The organism is Larkinella sp. VNQ87 (assembly GCF_049445795.1).
Lineage (GTDB): Bacteria > Bacteroidota > Bacteroidia > Cytophagales > Spirosomataceae > Larkinella.
Genome location: NZ_JBMSDT010000006.1, coordinates 339,768 through 351,727, shown reverse-complemented (window position 1 = coordinate 351,727; position 11,960 = coordinate 339,768). Strand labels below are relative to the sequence as shown.

At 52.4% G+C, this 11,960-nt stretch carries 11 protein-coding genes; 6 read left to right on the top strand and 5 right to left on the bottom strand.

From position 1 onward, the window contains the following. Positions 1-57: 57 nt before the first annotated feature. The 3 genes from ACO2Q8_RS12855 to ACO2Q8_RS12845 form a co-directional block, all read right to left on the bottom strand. A complete protein-coding gene (locus ACO2Q8_RS12855) occupies positions 58-1,620 on the bottom strand; it encodes an Rne/Rng family ribonuclease (protein WP_423345218.1) in 1,563 nt (520 codons plus the stop codon). A gap of 381 nt (positions 1,621-2,001) precedes the next feature. Next, positions 2,002-2,844: a tetratricopeptide repeat protein gene (locus tag ACO2Q8_RS12850; RefSeq protein WP_423345217.1), complete on the bottom strand. Its 843-nt coding sequence runs from the start codon at positions 2,842-2,844 to the stop codon at positions 2,002-2,004. Between the two features lie 84 nt (positions 2,845-2,928). After that, complete coding sequence (locus ACO2Q8_RS12845) at positions 2,929-3,231, bottom strand: HU family DNA-binding protein (protein WP_423345216.1); 303 nt, start codon at positions 3,229-3,231, stop codon at positions 2,929-2,931. A 141-nt stretch (positions 3,232-3,372) separates the two neighbouring features. On the opposite strand from ACO2Q8_RS12845, the gene mutY reads away from it, so the two are divergent. The 6 genes from mutY (at position 3,373) to ACO2Q8_RS12815 (ending at position 10,470) form a co-directional block, all read left to right on the top strand. Further along, on the top strand, positions 3,373-4,461 hold the full coding sequence (gene mutY, locus ACO2Q8_RS12840; protein WP_423345215.1) for an A/G-specific adenine glycosylase: 1,089 nt from the start codon (positions 3,373-3,375) through the stop codon (positions 4,459-4,461). 51 nt (positions 4,462-4,512) lie between these two features. Then, positions 4,513-5,064, top strand: coding sequence for a single-stranded DNA-binding protein (locus ACO2Q8_RS12835; RefSeq protein ID WP_423345214.1), 552 nt, complete (start codon positions 4,513-4,515; stop codon positions 5,062-5,064). Positions 5,065-5,096: 32 nt separating this feature from the next. Then, complete coding sequence (gldE, locus tag ACO2Q8_RS12830; protein WP_423345213.1) at positions 5,097-6,419, top strand: gliding motility-associated protein GldE; 1,323 nt, start codon at positions 5,097-5,099, stop codon at positions 6,417-6,419. Positions 6,420-6,449: 30 nt separating this feature from the next. Beyond that, positions 6,450-7,808, top strand: a complete 1,359-nt coding sequence (locus ACO2Q8_RS12825; protein ID WP_423345212.1) for a PrsW family glutamic-type intramembrane protease — start codon at positions 6,450-6,452, stop codon at positions 7,806-7,808. A gap of 248 nt (positions 7,809-8,056) precedes the next feature. Beyond that, positions 8,057-8,806: a hypothetical protein gene (locus ACO2Q8_RS12820; protein WP_423345211.1), complete on the top strand. Its 750-nt coding sequence runs from the start codon at positions 8,057-8,059 to the stop codon at positions 8,804-8,806. Positions 8,807-8,910: 104 nt separating this feature from the next. Continuing rightward, positions 8,911-10,470, top strand: a complete 1,560-nt coding sequence (locus tag ACO2Q8_RS12815; RefSeq protein WP_423345210.1) for a M28 family metallopeptidase — start codon at positions 8,911-8,913, stop codon at positions 10,468-10,470. Between the two features lie 23 nt (positions 10,471-10,493). Here ACO2Q8_RS12815 and ACO2Q8_RS12810 read toward each other — a convergent pair whose 3' ends face one another. Both ACO2Q8_RS12810 and ACO2Q8_RS12805 read right to left on the bottom strand, forming a co-directional pair. After that, entirely contained in the window at positions 10,494-10,820 is a 327-nt protein-coding gene (locus ACO2Q8_RS12810; RefSeq protein ID WP_423345209.1) for a hypothetical protein, read from the bottom strand. 151 nt (positions 10,821-10,971) lie between these two features. Further along, positions 10,972-11,955 carry a nucleoside hydrolase gene (locus tag ACO2Q8_RS12805; protein WP_423345208.1) on the bottom strand — a complete coding sequence of 328 codons (984 nt, stop codon included), beginning with the start codon at positions 11,953-11,955 and terminating at the stop codon, positions 10,972-10,974. Positions 11,956-11,960: the final 5 nt, after the last annotated feature.

The following is an 11,960-nucleotide window of genomic DNA, read 5'->3' as shown; positions in this document are numbered from 1 at the left end:
TCAAAACACGAAAGCCACCCGTTCGAGTGGCTTTCGGTTGCAGAAGTATTCCAACTACTAGACGGTGGTCACTTCTATTTCCTCACCCTGCTTGTTGTAGAACTTGAACTCGTTGATCCCAAACGAACTATCTTTGATCAACGTCACCCAGGTTTTGTACTTCCAGAACCACTGCATCTGTTTCGACCACCAGCCCGCCGTGTAGTAAGCGTAGAGGTACGGATGCATCATAATCTGGACGTTGCGCTCGTTCTGGCGCGTCAGGATATATTCTAAGTTCTGCTCAATGGCGTCGGTGATCAGGATACTGGCCTGAATCGTGCCGGTGCCGCCACAGGTAGGGCAAACTTCCTTGGTAACAATGTTGATCTCCGGACGCACCCGTTGCCGCGTAATCTGCATCAGCCCAAACTTCGTCAGGGGCAGAATCGTGAATTTCGAACGGTCGGTTTTCATTTCCTCCCGCATCACGTCGAAGATCATTTTCTTGTTGTCGGGCTTCTTCATGTCGATAAAATCGACGACGATGATACCGCCCATATCCCGCAGCCGAAGCTGGCGGGCAATTTCTTTGGCCGCTTCCCGGTTTACGCTGACAGCCGTGGCTTCCTGATCCTCTTCCGAGTTCGATTTGTTGCCGCTGTTAACGTCGATGACGTGGAGCGCTTCCGTGTGTTCGATAATCAGATAACCTCCTCCGGGCAGGCTAACCGATCGGCCGAAGAGCGATTTAATCTGTTTTTCCAGCCCGAATTGTTCGAAAACTTTCGTCTTGTTGTTGTTGTAAAACTTGACGATTTTTTCTTTTTCGGGGGCAATCGTGTGAATGTACGTTTTAATTTCATCATACATCTCCCGTGAATCGACGGTGATGCTGTCGAACGATTCGTTCAGCATGTCGCGGAGGATGGATGAAGCCCGGTTCATCTCGCCAATGATGCGGTCGCGGGGTTTGGCATCGCGCAGGGCCGCAATGCCTTTTTCCCACTTTTCGAGGGAATTGGTCAGATCGCGGTCCAGTTCTTCAACGTCCTTGCCCTGGGCTACCGTCCGAACGATTACGCCAAAATTTTGCGGTTTAATGGACGACATCAGACGCATCAGGCGCGTCCGTTCGGCTTTATCCGTAATTTTTTTGGACATATTGACCGTATTGGCAAAAGGCACCAATACCAGATACCGCCCTGCAATGGAGATATCGCAGGATAGGCGCGGCCCTTTGGTCGAGATGGGTTCTTTGACAACCTGCACCAGAATGGGTGCATTCTTATTCAATACCTTGTCGATCTTCCCGAGTTTGTCGATCTCAGGTTCCAGCTTGAAATTGTTCAGCTTGCCGGTATTGACCCGTTTCGCGATAACGTCCTTGGTAAATTTATTCAGCGAATTAATGTTGGAGCCCAGGTCCAGGTAATGCAGAAATGCATCCTTTTCATAACCAATGTCGACAAATGCCGCATTGAGGCCCGTCACTAACTTTTTAACTGTTCCAAGGTAAATATCGCCGACGGTAAAGCTGCTGTCCGACTCTTCAACGTGATATTCCAGCAGTCTTTTGTCTTGCAAAAGTGCTATCCGATCACCTTTCTGAGTCGAACTAATGACTAATTCGTTACTCACAAGATGAATGTGCGGTTAAGAGGCCCGAAAAATAAAGAAAAAGACCGGGCAATCGGTTCGTCGGCAGCCAGGGGAAATCCCTGTTGCACAAGCGAATAAGTCCTCCGATTGGCCGGCCCGTATGGTATCATGCCGCCCGCAGACGGCCTACCTTATTTTTTCTTGTGGCGATTCTTTCTCAGGCGCTTTTTCCGCTTGTGGGTAGCAATCTTGTGACGTTTTCTTTTCTTTCCGCAAGGCATAATGGTAAATGTGTTTAAATGGTTTAAAATTTCGTACCCACATCGTACCCACGGACTTTAGTCCGTGTTTGTGAGCTAAAAACCGAGTGGCTAACCAGAAAAACACGGGCTAAAGCCCGTGGGTACGGCCCAAGTACGGTTACAAATTCTGTTCCAGTTCCTTGATGGCCGCCTGAATATTCGGGTCTTTCTCCCGTTCTTTCACGTTGGCCAGCAATTTCCGGGCTTCTTCTTTCCGGCCCATTTCGCCTAAGCTGATGGCCAGATAAAACTGCGCTTTGGTGTTCTCCGGGTGGCTTTTCAGGATGGCCTGGAACCGCTCAACCGCCCGGTTATACTGACCGGAACGCATCGACAGCAGGCCCATGTTAAACAGGGCCAGTTCGTTGGTCGGATCTTCCTTCAAAACGTCCCGCAGCAACATGATTCCCTGCATAGGCGTTTCGGTGGTCACATACGTCATGGCCATGTTGGCCTTGGCCGCCAGCAGATTGGGGTTGTTGTCGAGGGCTTTCTGGTAGAATTCCCGGGTTTTTGACCCCAGGTTTGCCAGCTTCTGGTTATCAACGGCAAACCCGTACGCTTCGTAATACAAATCACCGGCCCGCAGCAGGTTGGCTTCGGTCGGCGCGAGTTGCACCAATTTTTCAGCGATGTAAGCCGCACTGTCATACCGGCTTACCTTCCGATACGCCTGAATCAGCTCGGCCCCGGCTACCGGTTTTTGGGCAGCGGCAGCCGATTCAAAACGGCGGTTGAGTCGGCTGAGTTCCTTCTGCTGATCGGGCGATAAAGTTGCGGTATGCAGATCGGTTCGGTCTGTACGCAACACAGCCGAATCGCGCACAGCAGTTGTTGCATCCGTCGTCTGTTCGTTGGTCAGCTTCCGGTCTTCGTTCCGTACGACTACCTTTGGCAGGCTGTACAAGCCCACCGTCAGCAAGGCCCCTACTCCGATGACGAGAAAAATTGACTTGTTCATGATAACAGACATGAGAAATCAGACAAGAGATCCGAGATGTTGTTCTCTTGTCTAACCTCTCATCTCGTTAGTCTTTCCTACCGATTAAGCCGAAACGTCTTCGTTCTTAACCTGTGCTTTTACTTGCTCGACAAACACCTTAGCTGGCTTGAAGCTGGGGATAAAATGTTCGTCGATGACCATCGCCGTGTTTTTGGAGATGTTCCGGGCCACTTTACGGGCTCTTTTCTTGTTAATGAAACTGCCGAACCCTCTCACGTAGATGTTCTCATTCTTCGCCAGGTTGTTCTTAATGACGGTGAAGAATGTCTCAATGGTGTGTTGAACATCTGCCTTGTCGATTCCTGTCTTCTCGGCAATTTCTGCGATTACGTCTGCTTTCGTCACGTTCGTACTAAACTTTAAGGTTCAATCAGTTGTTGAAAAAAAGTCTCTCCAAATTGGGAGCACAAAGGTAGATTTTTCCTGTTAGACAAAAAACACTATTCTTTGTTTTTTCTTCTCAACGACACCTAGTTACGTTTTGTTTTGGTTTCATTTTCAGACTCTGACGACCGGAGAGCCGGTTTTTCCGCAACCCTGACCCGGTGGTACAACCACCACAAACGAGATTTGCCCTGGCGCCATACCCGCGATCCGTATTTCATCTGGTTATCAGAGGTTATCCTGCAACAAACCCGGGTAGCCCAGGGCCGCCCGTACTACGAACGGTTTGTGACGACCTACCCGACTGTGCAGGCCCTGGCCGACGCCGACGAGCGCGACATTCTGCGGCTCTGGCAGGGGCTCGGCTATTATTCCCGCGCCCGGAACATGCACAAAACCGCCCGGTACGTCGCCGGTTCGCTGGCGGGGCGGTTTCCGGATTCTTATGCGGAATTGCTGAAACTTCCGGGCGTGGGGGCCTACACGGCAGCCGCCATTGCCTCGTTTGCCTTCAACGAAAAAGCCGCCGTGGTCGATGGCAACGTGTACCGGGTGCTGGCCCGGGTTTTTGGCATCACGGAAGATATCACGACCACCCAGGCCAAAAAGACCTTCACGACGCTGGCCAATGAACTGATTCAGGTTTCTGACGACCCGGCCGTTCATAACCAGGCCATTATGGAGTTTGGCGCGGTTCAGTGTACCCCGGTATCGCCCGATTGCCTGCTTTGTCCGTTTCAACAGCAGTGCCAGGCGTTTCTGACCGGTCGGCAGCGAACATTACCCGTCAAAAGCAAAAAAGCTGCCGTCCGCGACCGGTATTTTAATTACCTTGTCATCCGACAGGGTGATCGCATAGCAATGAAAGAGCGAACGCAGAAAGACATCTGGCAAAACCTGTATGATTTCTGTCTTGTCGAAACCGACGAGCCCATCGAAGCGTTCCGGGAATTACCGGAAGGAAACCTGCTGAACTGGGTCTTGCAGGAAGGTATTTTGAAGGGATTATCCAGCGAACGAACCCATGTTTTATCGCACCAGCGCATTCGCGCCCGGTTCTGGCTGATCGACGTTCCGGAGGGACGAGCGGTACGTTTGCCGGAAGGGTTAACTTTTTGTAAACCATCTGATATTGAGCGGTTACCAAAGCCAATTTTAGTCGCCGATTATTTGAAAAGTCTCCATTTTTAACTATTTTTACTTGCTTAGATAGTATCCACTTTTTATTTTATTTACGGTTTTATGGCAAGCATGAACAAAGTGATTCTGATTGGCAATGTTGGTAACGATCCGGAAGTACGTTATCTCGATGGAGGCTCGGTCGTTGCCCGATTTAGTGTTGCCACGAACGAACGCTACACCACCCGCACCGGAGAGCAAGTTGATCAAACTGAATGGTTTCGGGTTGAAGTCTGGAACGACCAGGCCAAAACCATTGAAAAATATGTCCGCAAAGGCAACCAGATTTACGTCGAGGGCCGTTTACGCACGGAAACCTACACCGACCGGGAAGGAAAAGAACGGTTTTCGTTAACGGTTCGAGCCACGACGTTCCAGTTTCTGGGCGGTCGGCAGGATGGTAGCGACGGTGGAGAGTCATACAGCGAACCAGCACCCCGGCAACAGGCAGCCCCTGCTCCGCGGGCCGAAGCTCCGGCTCGTCCGGCTCCGCAACCGCGGTCCGACGTATCGGCACCGGCTCCCGCACCGGCCCGTCAGGCCGCTCCGGCGCGGAAGCCCGAACCCGTGCCCGACGATTTTAACAACGCAGGCGACGACGATTTGCCGTTCTAAGCCCGCGTTCGTGTTCACTTAGAAACAATTACATGGACGATCCTTCCGGTAAGGTGCTCCAGGCAGAGGTCTGGAGCACCTATCTTGGTTTTTATGGCCCTTATGCCGCCATTCTGCTGGTCCTGCTGGCGCTGGCAGCCATCGTTTCGGCTTCCGAAGCCGCTTTTTTCTCCCTGTCATCCGATGATCGGGCTGTTTGCCGCGTGAGCGACAATTCCGCTGAACGCCGGATTATGCAACTGCTCGACCGCCCGCGTCGGCTGCTGGCATCTCTTCTTATTTTCAACAACTTACTTAATTTGGCGATCGTCGTGATCGTCACCTACCTGGTCTGGAAGCTCAGCCAGCTCGACCCAACGTCCGGCTGGGTGCTAGCCAGTGTAACCGTCATCGTTACCCTCACGATCGTGTTATTCGGCGAGATTATTCCAAAGGTATATGCCAGCCAGAACAGCTTGTCGGTAGCCCGGCGAACCGCTCCACTGGTCGCCCTGGCCTCGGCAGTTTTCCGGCCGCTGTCGGTGTTGCTGGTCAGCCTGACGAGTATAATCGACCAACGAATTCAGCGACGCGGCTACAAGGTTTCGATGGAAGAATTGAACCAGGCCGTTGAACTGACCAGCAGCGAATCGACCCAGGAAGAACGCGAACTGATCAAGGGCATCGTCAATTTCAGTAACCTAACAGCCCGGCAGGTCATGCGGGCACGGGTTGATATTACGGCTTTCCGGGAAGATCTCAATTTCAGCGCATTACTGGCTCAGATCAATCAAGCGGGCTACTCGCGGGTGCCGGTTTACAAGGAATCGCTGGATGAAATCGAAGGGATTCTGTACCTGAAAGACCTTTTGCCCCATCTGGATAGCGACGATTCGTTTCACTGGCAATCGCTGGTCCGACCGGTTTTTTTCATCCCGGAAACAAAAAAAATTGACGACCTGCTCCAGGATTTTCAGAAACGACGGGTTCACATGGCTATTGTGGTGGACGAATACGGTGGAACCCGTGGGCTTATTACCCTGGAAGACATTATTGAGGAAATTTTCGGCGATATCAACGATGAGTTCGACGAAGAAGAACCCCAGGCCTTTCAACGCGTCGATGAGCGAACCGTTGCGGTGGAAGGAAAAACACTTCTAACGGACGTCTGCCGCGTTTTGAACGTCGATATTACGTATTTTGACGACGTCAAAGGCGAAAGCGAATCTCTGGGTGGGTTGCTGCTCGAACTCTTTACCCGCGTTCCCCAAACCGGCGAGGAAGTCAGCTACCAGGATTTTACGTTCAAGGTCCTTTCGGCCGACGATAAACGTATTCAAAACGTCGAAATTGTCAGACAGGAAATAACCGCTTAGATGTCGGGCCTTAATCCGCCCGTTCCGGCTATGCAAACACCACCTCCACCACCTGATCAGTTCACGCTGACCTGCATAGTTGGCCCCGATGCCGGGAAAGTGATTGAATTACCTGTTCACCAGCCGCTGGTGCTCGGAAACGGTTTTCAAAGCAATTACCGGCTCAGCGACCCATACGTGGCCGATCAGCACCTGAGTCTGTATTTTGACGGACAACGGCTCCATTTCCAAACGCTTGACAACCAGTATGTTCGTTACAACGGGGAACCGGCAAGGGTCGGAGAACTCCGGCCGGAGTTCGACACACTCCAGATCGGCACCTCGCTCTGGCGGCTCTCCAAAATTGCCCCGGCCGGTTTTAGCCAAGCTCAGCACCAGTTTTCGGAACCTTATCAGCGTTTCTCCAACTTCGCGGGCGTCGATCAACTCGATAGCGATTTCAGCCTGAAAGCCATCTTTTCGCGCATTGGCGAAAAACGGACAGACGATGACATTGAGCAGGCCTTTACCGTCGGAACCCGCGACACGACGCCCCCGCTCGCCAGTCTTGCCGCCAACTGGCCCCAACCCTGGCTTTTTGGCCGCATCGCCAGTGCTTCGCTCCTGGTATTCTGGGGTTTATACATCGGAGCGGCTCAATTCAGTAATATCATCGTGATTCCCGGTTTGCTGTTTGTAGGAGCATTTGCCGTCCCGTTCGCCTGTCTGATTTTTTTCTGGGAGATGAACGCTCCGCAGAACGTTTCGTTGTACCAAACCGTCAAATTGCTATTTACGGGCGGTATTTTGTCCATTCTGATTTCGCTGCTTTTTTTCAGTAACATCAGCTTTCTGTCGAGCTGGCTGGGGGCGTCGAGCGCGGGCATTGTGGAAGAGTCCGGCAAACTGCTGACGGTACTGGCGCTCATGCGGAACAAACGAAAATACCCCTGGATTCTGAACGGTTTGCTGTTCGGTGCCGCCGTCGGCACCGGTTTTGCCGCTTTTGAGTCGGCCGGTTACGCCTTCGTTGCCTTGCTGGAATACGGCTCGGTCGAGGTGGCGCTGGCCAATATCGTTGCCCGGGGCATCATGGCGCCGTTCGCCCACATTATCTGGACGGCCATCACGGCGGCTGCCGTCTGGCGATTGAAAGGCTTCGGGCCATTCCGCTGGGAACTGTTGCGCGAAAAAGCCTTCATCCGGCTGTTCGTGCTGGTGATGGTCATGCACATGCTCTGGAATGCCGGGTTCGATTTCCCGCTCTTTCCGTCCATTTTCGGGATTCAGTTCAAACACATCCTCATCGGTTTGCTCGGCTGGACCATCGTCCTGAGTTTGATCCAGGAAGGTTTAAAACAAATTAAGAAAGCCCAGCAGGAAGCCGCCAGCGGCAGCAGTTGGTACTAAATGCATGAATAAATTCTAGGGCCGGTAAAAGCTTTTTTTAAACTGCCTGTCAGAAAACCGCCTTTTGAAATGGCGTCTTAGTTCTGCTGGTCTTTCTGAACCGGTCAAAACCGCCCCTCTCTCCTGGTCCGCTCCGCCGTTCCCCACAAACTTCAGGCGGTTGACCACAAACTAAGGCCGATACAGCATATTTTTTTGCCGGTTATCGAATTGATGTTTCCTTCGGGCAAATTTAGTCTAAACATCATATGAAACTTATTCTTTTATTCACCCTCCTGCTGGCTTGTCCGGTCCTGGGCCAGCAACCCGATTCATTGCCGGCACTGCCTGACAAAACCAATTTCAAATCCAGCGTCCTGATTGAGTGGGGCTTGTCCAGGTCATTGATCCGGCTTCCGGCCATACACGCTTTTTTTGAGAGCAATCAGATCGAGCGGCCAAAAGGGTTCAACGACTTTGCTACGCTTGCCATTGGTTACCGCCAGCAGCGCTTTAAAGCGCTCCTTCAATCGTTTTTTGGCATAGACAGCCGGTTATTGCCTCCCGATGAACCTGTTGACAAGCCCCTAATAGCCCGCCGGGTCAACAGTGGCAACTTAGGCTTGTTGCTGGGCTACGACGTGGCCAACCTGCGAAATCACCGCCTTTTTGTCCACGGCGGAGTCGGCACGATCCGGTATGAATACAGCGTTTTCAGGCCTTCTAATCAGCCTACCTCCTTTCAGCATGTTCTCCAAAACGACCCGACTGGCAGTGTGCCTTCGCTCATTTATACGAGCGGTTACTGGGAAACCGTGGTTGAAATGACGCAACGGGAAAAGCGCCCGATGGGTTTTGGATGGGCCGCCCGATTAGGCTACCGGAGGAGTCTGAAAGCCACGGCCTGGCGTTCGGATGCCTACACCTGGACCGATGCGCCGACGGATCGCATCAGCCAGTTTTATTTGCAGGTTGGGCTGTTCTTTTCCCATAACTTCCGCAACCGCCCGGACAGGTAGACCGATTTGCAGTTTATTTTGTACTTAACAAACATTCGTTGCGTCAGGCTAGCCTTCTGTTTATCAAATCATTACCTTAGTCATACAACCTAAACATCTTTTCCATGAAAAGGCGACTTCTTGTACTTTCGGCCCTGACGTTTTTTTCATTTGCATCCTTTGGTCAGAATGATCAGCCGGATCTGGCCGTGGTCAAAAAAATCCGGGACGAAGGGCTAAACCGCTCGAAAGTGATGGAAACCGCCTTTTACCTGACCGATGTCAACGGCCCGCGTTTGCAGGGACCCGGTTTCATGAAAGCCGCCAACTGGACCAAAAACAAACTGACGGAATGGGGTTTGCAAAACGCCCGGCTGGAGCCTTGGGGCGAATGGGGTAAAGGCTGGGCCATCGAGCGTTGCTACATTGCCATGACGGCACCGTATTACAAAACGATCATTGCCGTGCCGCGCGCCTGGAGCGGAAGCACCGACAAGCTCCAGCAGGCTGAAGTGCTGTACATCGACGAGTCGGATACGACGGCGCTGGAAGGCTACCGCGACAAGCTCAAAAACAAGGTTATTCTGCTCCACCAGCCGTTCGAAATCAAACCTTCGTTCAATCCCGACGCCCGGCGGTTTACGGAGGAAGACCTGGCCAAAATGGCGAAAGATGACGCGACCCCGCGCGACTCTTCGTACCGCAATATGCTCCTGGCCATGCGAACCCGCAACGCCTTTAACCAGAAAATGCGCAAGCTCGCCAAACAGGGCGGAGCACTGGCAATCCTGAATACCAGCCAGTTAAGCAAAGATGGAACGCTGTTTGTCAGTGGCGATTTTGCGAATGCCGCCAGCGGAACCGCCCACGACGACCTGGCCGATCTGACCATTTCGGTGGAAGATTACCTGTCGCTCAGCCGAATGGCCAAAGCAGGCGTACCGATCAAACTGGAACTGGATGTTAAAACCCGGTTTTACACGACGGATACGAAAGGCTACAATGTGCTGGCCGAAATCCCGGGTTCGGACCCCAAACTGAAGGAGGAAGTGGTGATGCTGGGCGCACACCTGGACTCCTGGCATGCGGCCACCGGAGCCACGGATAATGCCGCTGGAAGCGCCGTGATGATGGAAGCGGTCCGAATTTTGAAAACGCTGGGTCTGAAACCACGCCGGACCATCCGAATTGCACTCTGGAGCGGAGAAGAACAGGGTTTACACGGTTCCAAAAACTATGTCACGAAGCACTTTATCGACCCGACGACCAAAAAATTTACAAAAGAGGGCGAACAGTTGGCAGGCTACTTTAACGTCGACAACGGAACCGGGAAGATTCGTGGCATTTACCTGCAAAACAACACGGCGGCCGGACCGATTTTTGCGAAATGGCTTGAACCATTCCATGACCTGGGCGCAACGACCGTGGCACCGAAAAGCAGCGGAGGCACCGACCACGTTTCGTTCGACCGGGTGGGCCTGGCCGGTTTTGGCTTCATTCAGGACGGCATCGAGTACAGCACCCGCACCCACCACACCAACATGGACACGTACGACCACCTCATTGCCGACGATTTGAAACAGGCGTCAACCATTGTCGCATCGTTTGTCTACCATGCCGCCATGCGCGACCAGAAAATCCCGCTAAAACCGGCTGCGGCCGATTTAGGCCAATCGGGACGTTGAGGGTTTCGGGCTGTAGCCGTTTGTTACAGCCCAACCATCACGCTTTTAACCAATAAAATCAGGAAAGCGGCTGCCGACATGATCAGTCCCCACTCTTTAATGCGGGTCAGCAGTTGTTTTCGTTCGAGCTGGCCCTGAAAGAGACCGATGATGTGCTCGGCAATGTCGGCAGTGGCAAACAAACTACCAATTTGCAGCAGGTGCCAGGCATAATCAAAGCCGTCGACGCATTGCTTCCAAACCAGCGGCTGGAGAAAGAAATAAATAAAAAGAACCCATTCTTTCAGGCCAAAACGGGTGATTCGGCCCTGGACACGACCAGCAAGTAAAAGAAAAAATTGTCTGAACATAAGAAAAACCGTACGTGGGCAATTCAAATTTAGCAAATACCATGCTATTTGTCCAGGCCACTATCGCAAAAAAATACAAATTTTAAACAAAAACCGGTTTTAATCGATACTGTTTTTTGCGGATATTTATTCGTTCTGCCAGAACGCTGATTCATTTTTGCCCTGGCTGGTGCATCATCAGGGTTTCGATGAGTTCGGTCACCTGCGAAACCGGCATTTTTTCGGTCAGGTAATAATGTGGTCCCTTTGGATCGTCCTGCCAGGTGTTATTGCCCCCGCTGAGTACAATGCGACCGCGCTTCAGGCCATAATACGGTTCTGCGCCCCGAATCCCCACCAGGACCGCCGTCTGATCCCAGCTCATCCGCCCGTTATGGTCCTCTTTCGCTTTTGGCATACAATGCGCAAAGACCTCTTTGACAGGACTTTTCAAGTTCGGATCGGCCACCAGACGCGGCCCGGTTTTGATCTGTTTTCCAATTTCGAAACCGCTCAAAATGACGGGTGTCGGCCAGTTGGCGAAGGCTTTTTCCGACGCTACCGAATCTTTGAACACATTAAATTCCCGTCCTTTCGGAAAAGCACCCGCCATCGCCACCAGTTCCTTCACTTTTTGCTTCACCAGTTCTTTGCCGTCCAGTTTTGAATACTGATCCGGTTTCGACGCCAGCAAATCGGCCAGATTAGTCAGAAAACCGATCGTAATAATTGTCACACTGCCGTTGGGCTGCCGGGACAGGAGTTGACGATAAGTCGTTACGGCGTCGGGCGCTTCGGCGCTGGAGCGAAGGGTGTGCGGGTAGTTGGCAACGAGCATTTCGGGCCACTTTTGCCAGGCTCCGTCGGTCACGCCCGGGCCTTTCGGGGCACCCGTCGGCAGGTTTGGCCGCCCGAAGTACGTATTCAGGACATCGATCGTCGGCACCACCAACTCGTGCTTGTTGGACGAAACCACCGCCAGCGGACGGGCTTCTCCCCGATCCGCCAGCGCATGCAGAACGGCCATTGCGCCCACATCGTCGTAATCGGGGCCAATGTCGGTATCCAGGATAACGGATACAGGTCTTTTCGGGCGGTTTTGGGCGAATGAGCAAACACTTAGAAGCAGCAGGCAACAGATCAGGAAGGGTTTCATGGCAA

Bases quoted from the DNA above. Each gene is read 5' to 3' on its own strand.
- ACO2Q8_RS12850 (WP_423345217.1), bottom strand. From the start codon at position 2,844: ATGAACAAGTCAATTTTTCTCGTCATCGGAGTAGGGGCCTTGCTGACG.
- ACO2Q8_RS12835 (WP_423345214.1), top strand. From the start codon at position 4,513: ATGGCAAGCATGAACAAAGTGATTCTGATTGGCAATGTTGGTAACGAT.
- gldE (WP_423345213.1), top strand. From the start codon at position 5,097: ATGGACGATCCTTCCGGTAAGGTGCTCCAGGCAGAGGTCTGGAGCACC.
- ACO2Q8_RS12825 (WP_423345212.1), top strand. From the start codon at position 6,450: ATGCAAACACCACCTCCACCACCTGATCAGTTCACGCTGACCTGCATA.
- ACO2Q8_RS12820 (WP_423345211.1), top strand. From the start codon at position 8,057: ATGAAACTTATTCTTTTATTCACCCTCCTGCTGGCTTGTCCGGTCCTG.
- ACO2Q8_RS12815 (WP_423345210.1), top strand. From the start codon at position 8,911: ATGAAAAGGCGACTTCTTGTACTTTCGGCCCTGACGTTTTTTTCATTT.
- ACO2Q8_RS12810 (WP_423345209.1), bottom strand. From the start codon at position 10,820: ATGTTCAGACAATTTTTTCTTTTACTTGCTGGTCGTGTCCAGGGCCGA.
- ACO2Q8_RS12805 (WP_423345208.1), bottom strand. From the start codon at position 11,955: ATGAAACCCTTCCTGATCTGTTGCCTGCTGCTTCTAAGTGTTTGCTCA.